General features: G+C 69.9%; 18 protein-coding genes and 1 pseudogene. 5 read left to right on the plus strand and 14 right to left on the minus strand.

Annotated elements, in window-relative coordinates:
- Window position 1 precedes the first annotated feature (1 nt).
- The 3 genes from BLW75_RS17220 to BLW75_RS17230 all read left to right on the plus strand — a co-directional run bounded on the left by BLW75_RS17220 (window position 2) and on the right by BLW75_RS17230 (window position 4,536).
- Entirely contained in the window at window positions 2-1,447 is a 1,446-nt protein-coding gene (locus BLW75_RS17220) for a glycoside hydrolase family 3 protein (protein WP_034317805.1), read from the plus strand.
- Between the two features lie 188 nt (window positions 1,448-1,635).
- On the plus strand, window positions 1,636-3,555 hold the full coding sequence (locus BLW75_RS17225) for an elongation factor G (protein ID WP_034317801.1): 1,920 nt from the start codon (window positions 1,636-1,638) through the stop codon (window positions 3,553-3,555).
- A 15-nt stretch (window positions 3,556-3,570) separates the two neighbouring features.
- Window positions 3,571-4,536 (plus strand): LLM class flavin-dependent oxidoreductase, encoded by a 966-nt coding sequence (locus BLW75_RS17230; protein ID WP_034317798.1) that lies wholly within the window; start codon window positions 3,571-3,573, stop codon window positions 4,534-4,536.
- 11 nt (window positions 4,537-4,547) lie between these two features.
- Here the strand turns inward: BLW75_RS17230 and BLW75_RS17235 are convergent, their stop codons facing one another.
- The 4 genes from BLW75_RS17235 to BLW75_RS17250 all read right to left on the minus strand — a co-directional run bounded on the left by BLW75_RS17235 (window position 4,548) and on the right by BLW75_RS17250 (window position 8,409).
- Window positions 4,548-5,417 carry an NAD(P)-dependent oxidoreductase gene (locus BLW75_RS17235; protein WP_034317795.1) on the minus strand — a complete coding sequence of 290 codons (870 nt, stop codon included), beginning with the start codon at window positions 5,415-5,417 and terminating at the stop codon, window positions 4,548-4,550.
- A 239-nt stretch (window positions 5,418-5,656) separates the two neighbouring features.
- Window positions 5,657-6,394 (minus strand): GNAT family protein, encoded by a 738-nt coding sequence (locus BLW75_RS17240; RefSeq protein ID WP_034317792.1) that lies wholly within the window; start codon window positions 6,392-6,394, stop codon window positions 5,657-5,659.
- Window positions 6,395-6,448: 54 nt separating this feature from the next.
- A complete protein-coding gene (locus tag BLW75_RS17245; RefSeq protein ID WP_034317789.1) occupies window positions 6,449-7,543 on the minus strand; it encodes a glycosyltransferase family 4 protein in 1,095 nt (364 codons plus the stop codon).
- 77 nt (window positions 7,544-7,620) lie between these two features.
- A complete protein-coding gene (locus BLW75_RS17250) occupies window positions 7,621-8,409 on the minus strand; it encodes an inositol monophosphatase family protein (RefSeq protein ID WP_034317786.1) in 789 nt (262 codons plus the stop codon).
- Between the two features lie 18 nt (window positions 8,410-8,427).
- Between BLW75_RS17250 and BLW75_RS17255 the strand changes: the two genes are divergently transcribed.
- Entirely contained in the window at window positions 8,428-9,123 is a 696-nt protein-coding gene (locus tag BLW75_RS17255; protein ID WP_034317783.1) for a creatininase family protein, read from the plus strand.
- On the opposite strand, the pseudogene ribA reads toward BLW75_RS17255, so the two are convergent.
- The 6 genes and pseudogenes from ribA to BLW75_RS17285 all read right to left on the minus strand — a co-directional run.
- A pseudogene (gene ribA, locus BLW75_RS17260) lies at window positions 9,079-9,663 on the minus strand (GTP cyclohydrolase II); the annotation flags it as partial. The gene BLW75_RS17255 and the pseudogene ribA overlap by 45 nt on opposite strands.
- Window positions 9,557-10,669, minus strand: coding sequence for a lysylphosphatidylglycerol synthase transmembrane domain-containing protein (locus tag BLW75_RS17265; protein ID WP_241783879.1), 1,113 nt, complete (start codon window positions 10,667-10,669; stop codon window positions 9,557-9,559). The pseudogene ribA and the gene BLW75_RS17265, both read right to left, overlap by 107 nt.
- A complete protein-coding gene (locus tag BLW75_RS17270) occupies window positions 10,666-11,484 on the minus strand; it encodes a class I SAM-dependent methyltransferase (RefSeq protein ID WP_034317777.1) in 819 nt (272 codons plus the stop codon). The genes BLW75_RS17265 and BLW75_RS17270 overlap by 4 nt, the downstream gene beginning before the upstream one ends.
- A complete protein-coding gene (locus BLW75_RS17275; protein ID WP_034317773.1) occupies window positions 11,481-12,548 on the minus strand; it encodes a glycosyltransferase family 4 protein in 1,068 nt (355 codons plus the stop codon). Before BLW75_RS17275 ends, BLW75_RS17270 begins: the two co-directional genes overlap by 4 nt.
- A complete protein-coding gene (locus BLW75_RS17280; RefSeq protein WP_034317770.1) occupies window positions 12,545-12,943 on the minus strand; it encodes a 6-pyruvoyl trahydropterin synthase family protein in 399 nt (132 codons plus the stop codon). Before BLW75_RS17280 ends, BLW75_RS17275 begins: the two co-directional genes overlap by 4 nt.
- Window positions 12,944-12,964: 21 nt before the next feature.
- Window positions 12,965-13,945: a zinc-dependent alcohol dehydrogenase gene (locus tag BLW75_RS17285; RefSeq protein ID WP_034317767.1), complete on the minus strand. Its 981-nt coding sequence runs from the start codon at window positions 13,943-13,945 to the stop codon at window positions 12,965-12,967.
- Between the two features lie 60 nt (window positions 13,946-14,005).
- On the opposite strand from BLW75_RS17285, the gene BLW75_RS17290 reads away from it, so the two are divergent.
- Window positions 14,006-14,701 (plus strand): CDP-alcohol phosphatidyltransferase family protein, encoded by a 696-nt coding sequence (locus BLW75_RS17290; protein WP_034317764.1) that lies wholly within the window; start codon window positions 14,006-14,008, stop codon window positions 14,699-14,701.
- On the opposite strand, the gene BLW75_RS17295 is transcribed toward BLW75_RS17290, so the two are convergent.
- The 4 genes from BLW75_RS17295 to BLW75_RS17310 form a co-directional block, all read right to left on the minus strand.
- The gene (locus BLW75_RS17295) at window positions 14,702-15,064 is read right to left on the minus strand and encodes a tautomerase family protein (protein ID WP_034317761.1); all 363 of its coding nucleotides are present in this window, start codon (window positions 15,062-15,064) and stop codon (window positions 14,702-14,704) included.
- A gap of 1 nt (window position 15,065) precedes the next feature.
- Window positions 15,066-15,629, minus strand: coding sequence for a TetR/AcrR family transcriptional regulator (locus BLW75_RS17300; RefSeq protein ID WP_034317758.1), 564 nt, complete (start codon window positions 15,627-15,629; stop codon window positions 15,066-15,068).
- A gap of 613 nt (window positions 15,630-16,242) precedes the next feature.
- Window positions 16,243-16,824, minus strand: a complete 582-nt coding sequence (locus BLW75_RS17305) for an Rv1733c family protein (RefSeq protein ID WP_034317754.1) — start codon at window positions 16,822-16,824, stop codon at window positions 16,243-16,245.
- 109 nt (window positions 16,825-16,933) lie between these two features.
- Window positions 16,934-19,510: a sensor domain-containing protein gene (locus BLW75_RS17310; RefSeq protein ID WP_034317751.1), complete on the minus strand. Its 2,577-nt coding sequence runs from the start codon at window positions 19,508-19,510 to the stop codon at window positions 16,934-16,936.
- Window positions 19,511-19,559 lie beyond the last annotated feature (49 nt).

Here is a 19,559-nt window from a genome sequence, read left to right on the forward strand (position 1 = left end):
CTTGTCTTCACCGGAAAAGCTCGCCGCATCCGTTCTCGTTTCGGGCTTCGACGGCACGACCGCGCCGGATTGGCTGCGCCGCAAGGTGGCCGACGGTCTCGGCGGCGCGATCCTGTTCGGCCGCAACGTGGTCGACGACGAGCAGGTGGCCGCGCTCAGCGCGCAGCTGCGGGCGGAACGGCCCGACGTGCTCGTCGGCATCGACGAGGAGGGTGGTGACGTCACCCGGCTCGACGTCGCCACCGGCTCGTTCGTCCCGGGACCGCTCGCACTCGGCGCCGCGGACGACGTCGAGCTGACGACCGCGGTCGCGGCGGCGCTCGGCGAACGGCTGGCCGCGTGCGGGGTCACGATCAACTTCGCCCCGTGCGCGGATCTGACGCTCGCGGCGGAGGATCCCTCGATCGGGGTCCGGGCCTTCGGTTCGGATCCGCTGAAGGCGTCGCCGCATGTCGCGGCGTACATCACCGGCCTGCAGAAGTACGGCGTGGCCGCGTCGGCCAAGCATTTCCCCGGGCACGGGGCGGCGACCGACGATTCGCACCACGCCCTGCCGGTGCTGCCCAGGACCGAGGCGGAACTGCACGAGCTCGAACTCGTCCCGTTCAAGGCGGCGATCGCGGCCGGGGTGCGCGCGGTGATGACCGGGCACCTCGTCGTGCCCGCGTGGGGTGATCTGCCCGCGACGCTCAACCCGAAGGCGCTCACCGACGTCCTGCGCGGCGAACTCGGTTTCACCGGCGCGGTGGTCACCGACGCGCTCGACATGGGTGCCGTCGCCGGCGAACTCGGCAAGACCGAAGGGGTCGGCCGGGCGTCGGTGCGGGCGCTGATCGCCGGTGCCGACGCGCTGTGCCTCGGCGGTGTGTCGTTCGAAGAGGACGAGCTGAACCGGATCGCGGCGGTCATCGCGGCCGCCGTCGAGTCCGGTGAGCTGCCGCTGGAGCGGCTGGCCGAAGCGTCGGAGCGGGTCGCGGCGCTCGGTGCTCCGCCGGTGTCGACGCCGATCTCGCCGGTCGATCACCAGCTCGGGCTGGAGGCGGCGCGCAAGGCGCTGCGGATCCAGGGTTCGCCGAAGCTGGCGGGGCCGCCGCTGGTCATCGACATCGAGACCGAGCCGATCGTCGCGGCGGGCCCCATGCCGTGGGGGCTCGGCTCGCATCTGACCGAACTCGTGCCCGGCACGCGGGCGCTCAAGGTCGGCGCGGACGGGATCGCGACCGCGATCGAGGCGGTCCACGGCGCCCGCGATCTCGTGATCGTGACGCGCGAGGCGCACCGGCACCCCGAGGTCCGCGAGTTCCTCGGCTGGCTGCGTGAGTCCACTGTGGACTACATCCGGGTCGAGACCGGCGTGCCGGGACCGGATTCGGGCGACGGCCCGCGGATCGACACGTTCAGCGGGTCCTACGTCAGCCTCCGCGCCGCCGCGGAGTACCTGGCCTGAAAGTACGTGAAGGCCCCCTTCACTGCGCCTAGCGCAATGAAGGGGGCCTTCACGTATTTCGGTTGCGGTGCCGGAGCAGGAGTGTTGTAGTCGGGAAGACCGGTTCCCGGCCCAGGAGATGATCGTCTTGCGAGTGTCCACGTCCTTCCATCAGGTAATTCCCGCCTACCTCGAGGACATGACCACTCGTGAAGAACCTCAATCTGGGAATTCTGGCGCATGTTGACGCCGGGAAGACGAGCCTGACCGAGCGGCTGTTGCACACCGCCGGGATCATCGGTGAACTGGGCAGCGTCGACGACGGCAGCACGCAGACCGACACGCTGGCGCTCGAACGCGCTCGCGGCATCACCATCAAGGCGGCCGTGGTCTCGTTCGCCCTCGGCGACGTCACCGTCAACCTGATCGACACCCCCGGCCACCCCGATTTCATCGCCGAGGTCGAACGCGCGCTCGGCGTGCTCGACGGCGCCGTCCTGGTGCTTTCGGCGGTCGAAGGCGTCCAGGCGCAGACCCGTGTCCTGATGCGGACGCTACGAAGGCTGGGCATTCCGGTGCTGCTGTTCGTGAACAAACTGGACCGCCGGGGAGCCGATCCCGGCAGGGTGTTCCGGGAGGTCACCGCGAAGCTCACGCCGTCGGCGATCGCGATGGACCCGATGGACCTCGATCAGGTGATCGACCTCCTGGCGACCCTCGACGAGGGCTTCCTCACCGAGTACCTCACGGCCCCGGACGCGTTCACGCCGCCGCGACTCCGCGCCGAACTGACGGTGAAAGTCGCCGAAGGTCTCGCTCATCCGGTCTACTTCGGCTCCGCGATCACCGGCGCCGGGATCGACGCGCTCCGCGATGGCATCGAGAACCTTTTGCCCGCCGGGGAAAGTGCCGTCGACGGGCCACTGTCCGGCACGGTGTTCAAGGTCGAGCGCGCGCCGGGCGGCGAGAAGATCGCCTACGTGCGGCTGTTCTCCGGCAGCGTCTCCGTGCGCGAGAAGGTCCCGCTCGGGGACGGCGAAGGCAAGGTCACCGCGATCAGCGTCTTCGAAAACGGCTCGGCCGTGCCGTCGGGATCGGTCGGCGCCGGGCGGATCGCGAAGCTCTCCGGGCTCGACGTCCGGGTCGGCGACATGCTCGGGGCCCGGACCCGAGGGTGGGAAGGACTGTTCTCGCCGCCCACGCTGGCAACCGTCGTCTCGCCGGTGCGTCCGTCCGATCGCGGGCCGCTGCACCAGGCGCTCACCCGGCTGGCCGAGCAGGACCCCCTGATCGGGCTGCGGCACGACGAGGTCCGCCAGGAGACTTCCGTTTCGTTGTACGGAGAAGTGCAGAAGGAGGTCATACAGGCGACGCTCGCGGACGAGTACGGCCTCGGCGTCACGTTCAGTGAGACGACGACGATCTGCGTCGAGCACGTCTCCGGCACCGGGTCGGCCGCCGAACTCATCGGCAAGGCACCGAATCCCTTTCTGGCGACGGTCGGGCTCCGGGTCGGACCGGGGTCGCCCGGAAGCGGGATCTCGTTCCGGCTGGAGGTCGAACTCGGCTCCATGCCGTATTCCTTCGTCAAAGCCGTGGAGGAAACGGTGAAGGAGACGCTGCGCGAGGGCCTCCACGGCTGGGAGGTGCTCGATTGCGTGGTGACGATGACGCATTCGGGCTACTACGCCCGGCAAAGCCATGCGCACGGCACCTTCGACAAGAGCATGTCCAGCACCGCGGGCGACTTCCGCGACCTGACGCCGTTGGTGCTGATGGCGGCGCTGCGCGAGGCCGGGACGACCGTGCACGAACCGATGCACCGGTTCGTCCTCCAGGCCCCGGCCGACACCCTCGGTCCGGTCACCGCCCTGCTGACGCAGGCTCGTGCCGTCCCGCGCACGACGGTCACGAAAGCCGGGACGGCGGAGCTGGAAGGCGAGATCCCGGCGGTGAAAACCCATGAGGTGCATCGGTTCCTGCCCTCGGCGACCCGGGGCGAAGGCACGATGGAGACCGCGTTCCACGGCTACCGGCCTGTCCGGGGTGCCGCGCCGACTCGGTCGAGGACCGATCACAACCCGTTGAACCGCAAGGAATACCTGCTACACGTGCTGCGGCGCGTCTGAGGAACGGAGAGCGACATGGTTTCACGGCTCGGAGTCAGGATTCCCCGCGAACTGCCCGCCGCCCGGCTGACCGGCCTCGCCCGGCGCGCGGAACAGGAGGGCCTGGACGAGGTCTGGATCGTCGAGGACTGCTTCTACGCGGGCGGGATCGCGACGGCGTCCGCGGTGCTGGCGGCGACCGAGAAGATCACCCTCGGCATCGGCATCATGCCCGCCGTGGCGCGGAACCCGGCCATCGCGGCGATGGAGATCGCGGCGCTGGCGGAGCTGTACCCGGGGCGGCTGATCGCCGGGTTCGGGCACGGCGTCCCGAGCTGGATGCGGCAGATCGACGCGTGGCCGAAGTCGGCGCTGACCGCCTTCGAGGAGACGCTGACGGTGCTGCGGCGGCTACTGGCGGGTGAGCGCGTTTCCTTCGAGGGTAAGCATGTCCGGCTCGACGAGGTCGAGCTGGAGTTCCCGCCCGCGCTGCCGCCGAAGCTCATCGCCGGCGTCCGCGGCCCGAAGTCGCTCGCGGCGGCGGGCCGGGTCGCCGACGGGACACTGCTCGCCGAACCGGCGACACCGGAGTACGTCCGCGCGACGCGGGACCTCATCGGCGTCGAAGGTCATACGATCGCCACCTACAACTGGCTCGCCCTAGACGCCGATCCCGAACGGGCCCGCGAGCGCGCCAGGGCCGACGTCGCTTCCGCGATCGGGCCGAACTCGGGCCCGGCGCTGGAACCGCTGGACTTCGGCGCCGAACTGCTGGCCGAGGTCGCCGCCGTGAACGGTGACCGGACGGAACTGGCGCGGCGGTTGCGGCCCGAGTGGATCGACCGGCTGAGCATCAGCGGGCCGCTCGACCGCTGTGTCGAGCAGATCCGCGCGCTGTACGCGGCCGGGACCGAATCCGTCATCCTCCTCCCCTTGCTCGGCGAGCCGGAGGAGGAGTCCTTCGCCGCGGCGGGCCGGATGGCTTCGGCCCTGCGCGGCTGATCCGACCGCGTTCAGTCCTCTGAACGCGGCCGGGCCTCGAGGGCCTTGACGACGGCGACCATGTCCTCCGCGCCGAAGCCGAGCCGCGCGGTTTCGGCGTAGAGCGCTCGCGACGCCTCGATCAGCGGCAACTCGAGTCCCGCCTCCCTCGCCGCGGCCGCGATCAGCTCGACATTGGCCAGGACGTTCGCGATCGAGGCCTGCGGCGCGAAATCCTCCTCGACGAGCTTGAGCGCCTTGACCCGCAGGATCGGGCTGGCCAGCTGTCCCGCGCCGAGGACGTCGGCGAGCAGGCCGGGATCGAGTCCGTAGGCCCGGGCGAAACGCACGGTCTCGGCCAGACTGGTCACGACCGCGGTCAGATGCACGTTGACCGCGAGCTTCATCAGAAGCCCGTTGGGCACCGGCCCGCAGTACACGGTTTCCCGGCACATCGGCGCGAACAGCTCGCGTACCTCGTCGATCGTGCCGGGATCCCCCGCGAGCATCGCGACCAGCTCCCCCGCCTCCGCCGGGATCCGCGAGCCGGAGACCGGCGCCTCCACGTACTTCGCCCCGGCCGCGAGGAGCTCGGTTTCGAGGCCGCGGGAATGCCTCGGCGCCGTCGTTCCCATGTGGACGATCGTGCGGCCCGCCACCCGGCCGGCGAACGCGGGCCCGCCGCGATCGAGCACGGCGTCGACGGCGTCCGCGTCCTTGAGCATCAGGACCACGACGTCGCACCGCGCGAAGAGCTCGGCGACGTCCTCGGCCGCCTCGGCCACTGCTTTGCCCGGAGTGCGATTCCAGACGAGCAACGGGATTCCGGCCCGCGCCAGGTTCAGTGCCATCGGCTCGCCCATACTGCCCAGCCCGGCGAAACCGACTCGCGAGATACCCATGGCCTTACTGTGCGGCACGGCCGGGGCCCGGTGTGGCCGGTGCGACGATCGCGGCGGAAATCGCGAGGAATGGGCTAGGCACGGAGTGTCACAGCACGCCCGGCCGGAGCGACCGGCACCGCACCAGGCCGCGGCACCCTGCCGCCCCTGCCCCTCTGATGGTTGCGAAAGCCACTTTCGCAACCATCAACGTTGCGAAAGTGGCTTTCGCAACACCGGCGACGGCCGGGACCACCGGCTCAGAACGGGTGCTCCATCCACACGTTCGCCTCCACGTACACCCCGCAGTCCCGCTCGACGTTCGCGTGCACCGGCGCGATGCCGCCCGGGATCACGTTGTCGCCGTCGGCGAGTTTCACCCCGGTCCACTCGTGCCAGTCCGCGATCGAGCCGGAAATCGTCACCGCGAACGGGCACACCTTGATCATCCGCGCGCCGAGCCGTTCGTGGGTGCGCAGCCAGCGGTCGGCGAACAGCCCGTCCTCACGCCGCCGGACGGCGTACTCCTCCATGGGCACGTCGGGTTCGTCCTCCTTGCCGATCGGGCGCACGGAGACGATCAGCCGCTTCAGCCCCGTCTCGGCCGCGCGCGCCTTCAGTGCCTTGAGCATCGGCGCGGACAGGCCCGTCCCGCGCATCCGCGGCGCCACAACGACTTCGAGCGCGCACAGGGTGTCCGGCACGCGGCCGTCCATGAGGTCCTGCGCGGCCCACTGGATCGCCTCGTCCCAGCCGTGCGCGGGCAGTTCGCGGCGGTCCTCGGCCGGAAAGGTCAACGGGACCGACAGCGCCCGCGCGATCGGTTCGCCGTCGTCGTCCAGCGCGATCAGGAAGTACCGGGACCAGTGGCGCAGGAACCGTTCCGCGGTGATCATCTTGCCGCTGAACCCGGCGTAGATGAACTCACCGCCGACATCGCCGAGGTTCAGCGCGGGTTCGAGGAGGTCGGGACGGGACGCAAGATCGACGATTCGCATGCCGCCAAGTCAAGCGAGCCGATGACCGGCCCGATAGCTGCTTCCGGGCGATGATCAAGCCGGCTGACGCGGCGCCGCCTGCAACCGGGAAAGGACGTCGGTGAGCCTGCCCGCGGCGACGTCCCATTCCTCCAGGACGCTGCTCCGCGCGAGCGCCGACGTCCGCAGGGAATGGCGGAGTTCGGCGTCGAGCGACCAGCGCAGCAACGCCGCCGCGAGCGCCGAGGGGTTGTTCGGCGGCACCAGCATGCCGGGGACTCCGCCGCCGGGCGCCGTGCCGAGCGCGTCGTGCGCGCCGGCGGTTTCGGTGGTCACCACGGGGATGCCGCGCGCGAGCGCCTCGGCGACGACCAGCCCGGAGGTGCCACCGCGAGCGGGCAGCACGAGCAGATCCGCGCCGTCGTAGACCAGGTCGAGGTCGTCCGGCGGCTGGATGAGGCTGATCCGGGAACCGAGCCCGAGCCGTTCGACCGTCCAGCGCAGTTCGTCGACGTAGGCGGGATCGTGCCGCGTCGCGCCGGCGAACACGCATTTGAACGCCAGCTCGTCGACCATCGAGAGCGCGCGGATGAGCACGTCCTGGCCGTGGCGCGCGGTCATGGGCGCGAGGCACAGCAGCCGGGAGACACCGTTGGCCCCGGCGGCGAGCGGGGCCGCGTCCGTGCCGGGGGTCGCGACGTAGACCCGCGTCGGGTCGAGGTCGTGCCGGTCGATCAGCTGCCGCGCGAGCCACGGCCCGGTGGCGACGATCATTCCCGTCAGCCGCAGGGTCTCCCGTTCGCACGCGTCGAGTTCGGCGGCCTGCGCCGGATCGAGCGCGGGGTCGTCGGCGAGCGGCCGGTGGACCAGCACGGCCAGCCGCAGCCGCCGCGCGTGCGGGACCACGATCTCCGGGACCCCGCAGGCGACCGTGCCGTCGATCAGGACGACGGTGTCGTCGGGCAGCGCGGCGAGCGAACGGGCCAGTCTCGACCGGGACAGCGGACCCGGTATCGGCCATTCGCCGGCGATCGGCAGTTCCAGCAGCGGGAGACCGGTGGCCGGGAGGTTCTGGCACATGCGGCGGTCGTATTCACCACTGGTGTCCTCGGTGTCCCCCGGCAGGACGAAGACGACCGGTTCGGTCACGCGGACATTCGAGGTGAACACGGTTACCTCCAGATGCGGGCGCCTTACCGGTAGACACGGATGCGACGCCCATCCGGTTCATTTCCCGCGTGACGAGTTCAGCTCGCCGCGCGCGCGATCGCGGCGACGATCTCGTCACGCAGCCCGGCACCGACCGCGATGGTGGCCGCCGAACGCACCGTGTGGTCGCCGCCGTCGATGTCGACGACCACTCCCCCGGCCTCGCGCACCAGCAGGACACCCGCCATCGTGTCCCACGGCTGATTCGAGAGGATGACGCTCGCGTCGAGTTTGCCGTCCGCGACCCAGGCCAGGTCGATCGCCGCGGAGCCGAGGAAGCGGACCCGCTGCACCCGGCCGCCGAGTTCGGCCAGCAGCGCCATCCGGACACGGTTCTTGACCTCCGCTCCTTCCCCGACCGCGAAGTCGCCGATACTCACGATCGCGTCGGACAGCTTCGTCGCTTTCGACGCCTCAAGACGCTCTTCACCCGCGTACGCGCCTTGCCCTTCGGCAGCGGTGTAAGTGACGTCGAGGAACGGCAGGGAGATCGCCGCGACCGTGCTCTTGAGACCGTCGACGAGCCCGAGCGAAACACCGCACAGCGGGATGCCGCGCGCGAAATTCGCCGTGCCGTCGACCGGGTCGAGCGCCCACCAGAGGTCCTTGTCACCCTCGTGCCCGCGTTCCTCGCCGAGGATGCCGATTTCCGGCGTCTCACGGGCGAGGAATGCGCGGAGGGCGTCCTCGACGGCGAGGTCGACGTCGGTCACCATGTCGCGATCACCTTTGGCGGCAACGGAAAACGACGTCATCGAGCGGATGATCCCGGTCGCCTTGGCGACGGCCTCGCGGGCCACGGACAACAATGCGGCGTGGTCGGTCATATGGGTACCGTAGCCGGAATGGACCTGTTCCCGACGGCCACGACGGCCGACGAAAGCGCCCGCGGCGCCGAGGTCGCGGTGCTGCCCGTCGGCAGTTTCGAGCAGCACGGAGCGCACCTCCCGCTCGCCACCGACGCCCTGATCGCGACGACGATCGCCGGCGCCCTCGCCGCGGCGTACCCGGTGCTGCGACTCCCGCCGATCACGATCGGCTGTTCGCACGAACACGCGGACTGGGCGGGCACCGTCAGTATTTCGGCCGCGACCCTGTACGCCGTCGTGAACGACGTCGCGGCCTCCCTGCGCCGTTCCGGTGTATCGAAACTGGTGCTGGTCAACGCGCACGGCGGCAACTACGTCCTGTCCAACGTGGTCCAGGAGTCGACGTCGCCGATGGCGCTCTTCCCCGGTGTCGAAGGCTGGCAGGCGGCGCACGACGCGGCCGGGCTGGAGACTTCGCTGGACAGCGACATGCACGCCGGGGAGCTGGAGACCTCTCTTCTGCTGCACGCACACCCCACGCTGGTCCGGCCCGGTTTCCCCGAGGCGGATCACCTCGCCGACGACAGGCGGCACCTGCTCACGGTGGGCCTGCGCCCGTATTCGGAATCCGGCGTGGTCGGGCGCCCTTCGCTGGCGACGGCGGAGAAGGGACGGCTGGTGCTGGAGTCACTGGTGGAGAGCTTCGGGGACACTCTGGCCGCTCTCGGCTGACTCGATCAGGTCCAGATGGGGCAGGAAATGGTGCATCCGCTCCTGTTTCGTCCGCAGGTACCGCAGGTTCTCGTCGTTCGGCGTGACCAGCAGCGGCACCCGCTCGCTGATCCGCACCCCGTGTTGTTTCAGCTGGTCGACCTTCGCCGGGTTGTTGGACAGCAACCGCACCGACCGCACCCCGAGATCGGTCAGGATCTCCGCCGCGGCGCGGTAGTCGCGCGCGTCCACCGGCAGGCCCAGCGCGATGTTCGCCTCGACGGTGTCGAGCCCTTCGTCCTGTAGCCGCATCGCCTTCAGCTTCGCGAGCAGGCCGATCCCGCGTCCTTCGTGGCCTTGGGCGTACACAAGGACTCCGGCCCCCTCTTCGACGATCGCTTGCAGCGCGGCGGCCAGCTGGTCGCCGCATTCGCAGTGCATCGAGCTGAAGACGTCACCGGTGAGGCACTCCGAATGGACCCGCGCCAGCGTGCCGGAGGTCGCGACGTCGCCGTGCACCAGCGCCATCTGTTCGGTGCCGTCGGCGTCCAGATACCCATACGCGCGGAAGACGCCGTACCGGGTGGGCAGTCTGGTCTCCACGACCCTCTCGACGGTCATCGGGTTTCTCCTCTGTTCGGTGACTCCTGACGGAACGCACGAGCAGGACGCCCGCACCGGGAAGGCTGGAGAAGAGCGCGAGCACACCGTAGACGACGGCAACGGTGACGCCCTGCGCCGAACCGAGCCCCGCCGCGCCGAACAGCAGCGCGCAAACCCCTTCGCGCGGACCCCAGCCGCCGATGTTCAGCGGCAGGCCCATCGCGAGCAGGGCGAGGATCATCAACGGCAGCAGATCGCCGACCGGCTCGGTGACCCCGGCCGCGCGCGCGGCGACGACGAACAGCGCGAGATGCCCGGCCAGGGTGGCGGCCGAAAGCAGGCTCACGCCGGGCCAGGTCTCCTTGGTCAGCAGACCGAGCCGGACGTCGGCGAGGGTGACGGCGAAGCCGCGGCGCCATTTCGATCCACTGTGGATCCACCGCTTCCCTGCCGTCATCCCGGTGACGATCAGCGTGAGGGCGAGTGCGACGACCCCGATCCCGGCGCCCGTGACGACTCCGCCGATCGGCGGCGGCACCACGGAAGGCACGCTCAGCACGACGGCGACCGAAGCGCCGATGACGGCGATCTGCCCGGCCGTGCGCTCCAGCACCACCGCGCGGACGCCACGCGGGACGTCACCGGTTTCGCGGCCATGGTGCACGGCCCGGTTGACGTCGCCGAGGACTCCCGCGGGCAGGACACCGTTGAGGAACAAAGCGCGGTAGTACTCGCCGACGGCGCTCGGCAGCGACAACCGCAGGCTGAGCCGCCGCGCGACCAGGCACCAGCGCCAGGCGCTGAAAACCGTGGTGGCGAAACCGATCCCGAGCGCGGCGGCGATCCCGCCCGCGTCGACCTCGCGCAGCCCGGCCAGGAACGCGCCCGTGCCCAGTTGCCACACGAGTACCCCGAGGATGCCGAGCGCGCCGAGGATCCGAAGCCACGGCCAGAACCGTTTCACGCAGGCACCACCAGGAGGTCTTCGTGCTGGATCACCGCGTCCAGCTCGCCCGCCGCGCACTGCGCGAGCCGCCACCGCAGGTAGGCGTCCCCGTCCGGCGCCAGCTCCGGCCGCTGCTCGCAGGCGGCGCCGACCCAGCCGGTGAGCCATTCCGCGGTCAGCGCGGCCTGATCGGTCCCGAGCCGCCATGGGCTGGGAGCACGCCGCACGGTGGCGCCGAGCCGTTCGAAGACGCCGAAGGCGACGTCCACCGCGTCCGGTCCGAGCAGCCACCGGCCGTCGGTCACGCGGCGCTGGTGCGCGTTGAAGGCGTCGGAGATCTCGATGTCGAATTCGTCCTTCGGCGACAACACGACGCGGCCCGAAACGCTCAGCGTGAACAGGACCGCGCAGCCCGCTTCGACACAGGCCTCCGCCAGCCGGGACATCTCCTCGGCGGTGAGCAGGTCGAGCAGCGCCGATGCCGCCACGAGCGAGGTTCCGGCGAGGTCCTCCGCACGCAACTCGGTGACGTCACGCTGTTCGGTGACGACGGTGACCTCGCTTCCGTCCAAGGCGTGTTTCGGACGGCTGGTACGCGCCAGTGCGTGAGTGAGCAGGTCGGTGTCGCGGTCGTGCAGGATCCAGCGCTGGCGGCCGGGCAGCCGCAGCGCCAGCCAGCGGCCGAGCGAACCGGTGCCACAACCGAGATCCCGGATGACGACCTCGTCCCGCCCGCGCAGGAACGCGCGCACCGGTTCGATCAGCTCGGTCGCGCGAGCGGCCGCGTCGGCGTCCTCACGCAACTGAAGCCAGCTGGGGGCGTACTTGGTCATGCCGCCGTCCTTTCGCTCAGCAGTACGGCGGCGACACCGCGGGCCGTCTCGTCCCAGCCGGTCAGCGTCTCGCGGCGAAGACGGGCGGAGGCGCGAAGCCGGTCACGCAGTTCAGGTTCGGTGAGCCAGCGGCGAAGGGCCGCGGCCAGCGCGTGGACGTCCTCACCGGGAACGAGCATCCCGGGCACACTGCCGTCGGAGGCCTGGCCGAGAGTGTCCGGCAGTGCGTCGACGGCGGTCGTCAGCACGGGAATGCCGTGTGCCAGCGCCTCGGTGACGACCATCCCGTAGGTCTCCGCGCGCGACGGCAGCACGAGAAGGTCTGCGGCCGCGTACGTCGCTTCGAGCGCTTCGCCGGACCGCGGGCCGGCGAGCGTGAAGCGATCGCCGAGCGTGTGTCGCCGCAGGCGTTCGACGTAGCGCGTCTCGCGGGGGATGGCGCCGACGCACTCACAGGTCCACGGGAGTTCCTTGAGCGACTTCAACGCGTCCGCGAGCAGGCCCTGTCCCTTGCGCGGCGTCACGTTGGCGACGCAGACCAGCCGCGTCCCGTCCAGGCTCCCGGAGGCGACTTCGGCCCGGTCCACCCCGGGCGGCACCACATGCACACGGTCCGGGGCGAGATCGTGGTGCTCGATCAGCCGCCGGGCCGCCCAGTCACTGGTCACGACCACGGCCTCGACCGCGCTGAGCGTCTCCCGCTCCAGGCGGTCCAGCTCGGCGGCGAGCGATGGCGACAGCCCCGTCTCGTCGGCGAGCGGCAGATGCACCAGCACCGCGATCGACAGCCGGCGCGCGGACGGCCCGATCACGTCCGGCACTCCGCAGGCGACCAGCCCGTCGAGCAGAACGGCCGAACCGTCGGGCAGTTCGGCGAGTTTGCGCGCCAGCACGGTGCGCGCCTCGGTGTCGGGCCGCGGCCAGTTCCCGCGCACGGCGATCTCGTGGACCTCCACCCCCGCCGCGATGAGGCCGTCGCACAGCCGCCGGTCGTAGACGTTGCCGCCGCTGGGCGCGCCCACGTCGTCGATGTCGTTGGGCAGGACGACGTGGAGGCCGGTCACAGGGCACGCTCGTAACTCGCCCACGCGATGTGGGATTCGTGGAGCGAGACGGTGAGGCTTTCGAGCCCGCGCGCCCCCTCCCCGAGCGCTCCCGTGTGGACGCGGTCGGCGAGCCTGTCCGCGATGACCTTCGCGAGGAACTCGGTCGAGGTGTTGATCCCGGCGAACTCGGGCACGTCGTCCAGGTTGCGATAGTTCAGGTCGGCGAGCACCGCTTTGAGCTCTTCGGTCGCCTTGCCGATGTCGACGACGATGTTGTCGGCGTCCAGTTCGGACCGGCGGAACGTCGCGTCCACCAGGAAGGTCGCGCCGTGCAGCCGCTGCGCGGGGCCGAAGACCTCGCCTCGGAAGCTGTGGGCGACCATGACGTGGTCGCGGACGGTGATACTGAACAACGGACCTCCCGGCTCGAGCCCTTAACGCGTGTCCTCCATCTGATACCTCACACGGAGGCAGAGCGTTCCTGGTTCATTCGCGGCCAGACGCGGCAAGACGTCCGGTAGTTCGTGGAACTGACATTCCCCGCTGACCAGCACTTCGAATCCTGGATCGGCGAGAAGACGCAAAGCGAGCGCCAAGCGGTCGGCGTAGTCCCGGTTCAGGCGGCGGGACGGCGAGACCATGCCGACCTGGCTGCTGCGGATCGTCAGCCGCCGCGAATGGAAGTTCTCGCCGAGCGGGACACTGACGCGGCGGTCGCCGTACCAGCTCAGCTCGATGACCTCGCCCTCCGGCGCGAGCAGCTCCAGCGAGCGCGCGAGCCCCGCCTCGCTCGCGCTGGCGTGCACGACGAGGTCGCAGTCGCCCAGAGCGTCCTCCGGTGTCGAGAAGTCGACACCGAGTGCTTCGGCGATCTTCGCGCGCTCCGGGTCGACGTCGATCAGCTGGATCCTGGTCGCCGGGAAGCCGGCCAGCAGTTTCGCGACGCTGCTTCCCACCATCCCGGCGCCGACCACGGCGATCCGGTCGCCGAGTTTCGGCGACGCGTCCCAGACGGCGTTGACCGCGGTCTCGATCGTCCCCGCGAGGATCGCGCGCTCGGGCGGGACCTCGGGCGGCACCGGCGTCACGGCCGACACCGGGACGACGTAACGCGTCTGGTGCGGGTAGAGGCAGAAGACGACCTGCCCGACCAGGTCCTCCGGACCACGTTCGACCACGCCGACATTGAGGTATCCGTACTTCACGGGCCCCGGGAAATCGCCCTCCTGGAACGGCGCGCGCATGGCCGAACGTTGACTCGGCGGAACCTCGCCGCGGAACACGAGCGTCTCGGTGCCCCGGCTCACGCCCGTGTACAGGGTGCGGACCAGTACGTCCCCGTCGCCGACCGGAGGGAGCGAGACCGGCCTGATCTCACCGTCGCCGGAGCCACTGAACCAGAAGGCGCGTTCCATCGTGTCCTCTCATGTCGGACCCTGGAAGCGGGGTCACCGCCACCATAACGAGGAGGCCTCGTGATCAACCCCGGAGTTTTCCTGGGGGTCCTCGTCCAACTGGCGCTGCTGGGGACGCTGGACGCCGTCGCCGGGCTGGGCCCGCTGGGCTGGCTCGCCGGAGCGGCCTACGGCCTCGCCGTGGGCGGATTCCTGACCTACGGCCTGAACCGGAGCACCGCGCGCTCCCTCGGCCCGGCCGACGCCGTCACGCTCGCCCGGTCCGGACTGGTCGGCTGCGTGACCGCGCTCGTCGTCGACACCGCGGGCCGGGAGGTCGTCGCGATGGTCGTCCTCGCGTCGATCGCGCTCGCCCTGGACGCCGTCGACGGCCAGGTGGCGCGCCGCACCGGGACGGCGTCGCCGCTGGGCGCGCGGTTCGACATGGAGGTCGACGCGTATCTGATCCTGATCCTGAGCGTGGTCGTCGCGCAGTCGCTGGGCCCGTGGGTGCTCACGATCGGCGCGATGCGCTACGTCTTCGTCGTGGCGGGCAAGCTGTGGCCGTGGCTGAACTCGCCGCTCCCGCCGAGCATGGCGCGCAAGACGGTCGCGGCGGTCCAGGGCATCGTGCTGGTCGTGGCGGCGTCGACGATCCTGCCGCTCTGGGCGGGCTTCGTGGTCACGCTGGGCGCGCTGGCGCTGCTGACCTGGTCGTTCGGGCGCGACACGTGGTGGCTGCTGGAGCAGCACGCCTTCACCGCCGCGCCCGCCTGATCACGCGTACTGCGCTTCGCCGTTCCCGATCGACCAGTCGACTGGATTGTTCTCGGTGATCGTGACGAGCACGTTCCGCGGTTCGGTCCCCGCGTACTCCTCGGCGAGCTCCGCGATCCGCCGGTAGAGGGCCTTCTTCTGCGCGTCGGTCCGCCCCTGTCGCATGGTGATCGCGACGAAGACGACCCCTTCGTCGCGGTGGATCCCCAGGTAGTCGTCGTATTTCAGGGTGCTCTGGCCATTGAGGACTTGGAAGCGGTCGTCGGCGGGGATGCCGAGCGTCTCGACCATCGCGTCGTGGACCGCGTTGCCGAGGGCTTCGAGCTTGCCGGTCCCGATGGCGTCGATGCGGACGAAGGGCATGTCAGTTCTCCTTGGTGGCGAGCAGGCCGAGGGCGCCGTCGACGGCTTTCGCGAACACGTCCGGGGAGCCGGCGGCGCGAGCGAGGATGTAACCGCCCTGCAGCGTCGCGACCAGCGCGGTCGCCGTGGCGAGCGGGTCGAGCGCCTGGTCGAGTTCACCGGCCGCGCGACCCTCCTCGAGCAGCTCGGCGAGGCGGCCGGTGAGCCAGCCGAAGAACTCCTCGACCGGCTTTCGCAGCTCCGCGTCGGCCATCACGTCGGGATCCTGGGCGAGCCTGCCGACCGGGCAGCCCTTGAGCACGGCGCGCTCGCGGCGCAGGTAGACGGTGAGGCGCTCGACGGCCGAGCCGGGGCCGCTGAACTCGGCCTCCGCCCTGGCGCGCAGATCGTCGGCGCTGCGGCCGATCGCGGCGAGCGCGAGTTCGGATTTGCCCTGGAAATGGTGGTACATGCTGCCCTGGCCGGCGCCGGACCGTTCCTGGATCGCCTTCGGGCTGGTGCCGACGTAGCCGCGCTCCCACAGGAGCTCGCGCGTGCTCTCGATGAGCCTTTCCCTCTTGTCCACGCCCTGGACCGTACCTACTAGTAGGTACAGACAGCAAGCTGAGCTCCCAGGGAAGCAAGGGACCTTTGCTACCACTTTCGCCCTTATCCGCAGGTCAGCGCCCATGCCGCCGCAATTCGTCACCTAATTGCGTCCCGTCCCGCCCCCATGAACCCCAGTGACCCCCAAACCTCACACCCCACGTCCGTGAAGGCCTCCCTCCCCACCCTCGAAGGGCCTGGTTCCGAACGCCGACGGGGACAGGCGCAGGCATCGAGTGTCCGCAAGGGACACTGCCTGGCGACTGAAGACCCATTGATGCACATACGTTCGATTCCGCGGGGGGTCGTGAGTGGCAAGTGTCGTTAGAACGACCCAAAACACTCACGACCCGCTCGCGGAGACGTGCAAAACGCCCTGATCGGGCACTTTAGTCTTGATTCGGGTCTCTTATGGACAGTCAAGATCCAGGCCTCTTGACCGAGTCTGCACCTGCGAACGCCTCAGTGCCTCATGGCGGCGGCACGAAAGGAGGCCGTCGCGGGCTGCCAGATACAGGCGTCTCAATGACAACAACCTTCACGCGGACTCAGCCGAGGCGACCTACCCAAGCCATCCCAAGCGACCCAAAGCCTCAAGAACGCGAGTCCTGCCCGAACCTTTCCCACTCCCGGCCCCAGGCCGCCCGACGCGCCCGGTTCAGCAGGTGACGCGCGAGCAGATACCCCGCCGCCAGCAGCGTCACCGCCGCCAGCCACACCCCCACCCCGACGCCGATCCCCGTACTGGTCGCGTCCATCGGCAGCACCGGCGGCTCGACCACGGCGCCGGACTCGTCGAGCCACACGGTCACCGCGTCCCCGGCCGACGCACCGAGATCAGCGCTCACCACCGCTTCGTCGAAAGTCCCATCCGGCAGCGTCCACCGCGCCGCCACCGAAGCCGTCTCCGCGGAAGGCGTGCCGTCGACGCCGATACGCGCGGGCGGCGTGTCCTCGAGCAGGAACGCGGTCGTCGAGTGACGCTCGGCCGTCTCGACAGCCGAGCGTCCCATCATGGTCGCGTAGGCCTCCGAGCCCGCCGCCGCGGCCAGCGGTACACCGAGCAGCGCCGCCACGACGCCGCCGACGAGGATCGCCGCCTCGATCCGGTCCGGGATCCGCGCCAGCGGATTCCGGCCGAGATGGATCCGGCGCCACAGGAACACGAGCCACATGACGGCCTCCTTCACCGACAAGACTGCGCCGGAAAGAACCGAGGCAACAGGAGGCTTTGGTCCCGTCAGCGGCGCTCACCCGGGACCACGTCCGCGGCGGCCGCGCGGTTCATCGCACGACGTGTTCGTACGCGCACTTCAGGTCCTCGACCCGGCCCGGCGGCGCGACCAGCGGCCCTTTCGCCCAATCGCAGCCGAGTTCGTGCAGGACCTCCAGCTGCCGCGCGGTTTCCACCCCTTCGGCGACCACCACGAGGTCGACGGCGTGCGCCATCGCCATGATCCCGGCGACGATCGGCTCGGCGTCGCTCGACCTGCCGAGATCGGCCACGAACGACCGGTCGATCTCGATCACGTTCAAATCCAGGCGGCACAGCTGGGCGAGCGAGGAATACCCGGCGCCGAACCGTTCCGCGGTCACCCGCACCCCGGTCTTCCGCAGCGCGTCGACCGCGTCGGCCGCGTCTTTCAGCGCCGTCTCGTCGACGTCGAGGCTCAGGTCCTGGGGCCCCAGCCCCGCCGCTTCCAGGGTTGTCTGAACCACTTGCAGCAGCGTGGGATCGCCCAGTTGGCGGACCGAAAGACTCACATTCACATTACAGTGCACACCATGATCGGCACGCCATCGAGAGATCTCGCGGGCGGCCTTGGCGAGGACCTCCGCCCCGATGACCGTCAAAAGATCGCCGTCGTCGGAGATCTCGGCCAATTCCGCCGGATCGATCGGTCCGCGCACCGGGTGATCCCAACAGGACTTCGCCTTCACCGCGACCATGTCCCCGGTCCGCAAATCGACGACGGGTTGATAAACGGTCTCGACCAGGCCTTCGGCGACGGCGTTGCGCAGATCCTGCTCCAACGCGAAACGGTCTTGCACTCGTTTCCGCATGATCGGCGCATAGAACGCATAACGTCCCGGCCCGAATGTCTTGGCCTGATACATCGCCAAATCGGCGTCTTCCAGCAATTCGTCGGCGCTGCGCCGATCGCCCGGTTCGGCGATCACTATTCCAATACTCGTATTTATATGCAGTACGCGGCCGTGCACGGTGAGCGATTCGGCGAGCCGCCGCTGCAGGTGGTCGGCCAGTGCCCGCACCTCGGCGGCTTCGGTATAACCGGTGGTGATGACCAGGAACTCGTCCCCGCCGAGCCGTCCGACCAGGTCCGAGGGCCCGGCGGCGGTCCGCAGCCGGTCGCCGATGATGCGCAGCACCTGGTCTCCGACGGTATGACCGAGCGAATCGTTGATGATCTTGAACTTGTCGAGGTCGATGAACATCACGGTGGTCGTATGCGCCGGGTCGGCGTTCGTCCGGCGCAGGTGGTTCAGCGCCAGCGTGCGGTTCGCGAGCCTGGTCAGCGGGTCGTGGGTGGCCTCGTAGGCCAGCCGTTCGCTGATCGCCCGCCGCTCGGTGATGTCGGCGAAGGACGTCAGCACGGAGGGCACGCTCTGCCCCGGCGCCATCAGCGGACCGGAGGTCAGCGAAAGCCATCGGTGCGCGCCGTCGCGCCGCCGCACCTGCACGACCCGCCCGGTCTCGACCTTCCCGGACCGGCGCACCCGCGCGGACGGCAGATCGTCGACGGGCACCGGAACGCCCTGCTCGTCGTGCAGCCGCATCGTCCGGCTCTCCAGCCCGACCAGGGAACCCGGCGGCACCCCGGCGATGCGGTGCGCCGCGGAGTTCGCCAGCTCGATCCGCCCGCCGGGGCCGACCAGCAGCACTCCTTCGTCGAGCGTCTCGACGACGGTGGCGAATTCGGCCTCGGCCCGGCGCTGCGCGGTCTCGTCGGCGCACAGCAGCACGTAACCGTCGAACATCTCGGCCGCGGAGACCCGCACCGCCAGCGCCGTGCCGTCGGCGCTGTAATGCGTGGCCTGCACGACACCGCCCGCGGCGACGACCTGCCGCGGGCTCATCGGCGCGCCGACGACCTCGGCCACCGGAACTCCGATGACCTGGTCGAGCTCATGTCCGTAGACGGCCTCGGCCGCCGGGTTCCAGCTCGTCACCAGCCCTTCGGGGGAGGTCGCGATGATCGCGTCGCTCGCGTGCCCGACCAGTGCGGCCTGGAACCGCAGACCGGCCTCGGCCGCCTTCTGCGTGGTCAGGTCGCGCATGATCACCTGGTACGCGGGTTTGCCCTCCCACGTCGTGAGCACCGCCTGCGATTCGACGGTGACCCGTCGGCCTTGCAGGGTCCGCAGCGTCATCTCGGTCGGCTCGCTGAACGAGCCGGGCGAAACCAGCGAGCCGATCCGTGCCAGCAGCGCGTCCTGCGAGCCGGCGTCGACCAGATCCGTGATGTGCATCCCGATGATCTCGGTCGACACGTTCGCGCCCACGAAGCGCATCGTGGCCGAGTTCACGAAGACGACTTTGCCCCGCTGATGGACACAGATCCCGTAAGGGCTCGCCTCCACCATCGTGAGATATTGCGTTCCCAATGCGCCGCCGTCGGAATTTTGCTCCAAAAGGCGGTACCCCTGACCGAGAAAGGCGAGCGCGGGTTCGCCACGCTGATCCCTCTCAGTGGACAACTCGGTCAGCAGACGGACGAGCGACGCGTGCCGGTCGGGTTTTCCCACCGTGCGGGTCGCGGTGCCGTTCGCTGGCGAGGAATCCTGATCCGAGGGCCGGTGGGTGTCGGGAGTCCCACCGTCGAGATCGTCAGGATCCATCTGATCCAAACCCCCTACTCGACTGATGTAGCTTCCGATTAGATCACTA

This window comes from Amycolatopsis lurida, from assembly GCF_900105055.1.
In the GTDB taxonomy this organism is placed as follows: Bacteria; Actinomycetota; Actinomycetes; order Mycobacteriales; family Pseudonocardiaceae; genus Amycolatopsis; species Amycolatopsis lurida.

Bases quoted from the DNA above. Each gene is read 5' to 3' on its own strand.
- BLW75_RS17230 (WP_034317798.1), top strand. From the start codon at position 3,571: ATGGTTTCACGGCTCGGAGTCAGGATTCCCCGCGAACTGCCCGCCGCC.
- BLW75_RS17235 (WP_034317795.1), bottom strand. From the start codon at position 5,417: ATGGGTATCTCGCGAGTCGGTTTCGCCGGGCTGGGCAGTATGGGCGAG.
- BLW75_RS17240 (WP_034317792.1), bottom strand. From the start codon at position 6,394: ATGCGAATCGTCGATCTTGCGTCCCGTCCCGACCTCCTCGAACCCGCG.
- BLW75_RS17250 (WP_034317786.1), bottom strand. From the start codon at position 8,409: ATGACCGACCACGCCGCATTGTTGTCCGTGGCCCGCGAGGCCGTCGCC.
- BLW75_RS17255 (WP_034317783.1), top strand. From the start codon at position 8,428: ATGGACCTGTTCCCGACGGCCACGACGGCCGACGAAAGCGCCCGCGGC.
- BLW75_RS17270 (WP_034317777.1), bottom strand. From the start codon at position 11,484: ATGACCAAGTACGCCCCCAGCTGGCTTCAGTTGCGTGAGGACGCCGAC.
- BLW75_RS17285 (WP_034317767.1), bottom strand. From the start codon at position 13,945: ATGGAACGCGCCTTCTGGTTCAGTGGCTCCGGCGACGGTGAGATCAGG.
- BLW75_RS17295 (WP_034317761.1), bottom strand. From the start codon at position 15,064: ATGCCCTTCGTCCGCATCGACGCCATCGGGACCGGCAAGCTCGAAGCC.
- BLW75_RS17305 (WP_034317754.1), bottom strand. From the start codon at position 16,824: ATGTGGCTCGTGTTCCTGTGGCGCCGGATCCATCTCGGCCGGAATCCG.
- BLW75_RS17310 (WP_034317751.1), bottom strand. From the start codon at position 19,510: ATGGATCCTGACGATCTCGACGGTGGGACTCCCGACACCCACCGGCCC.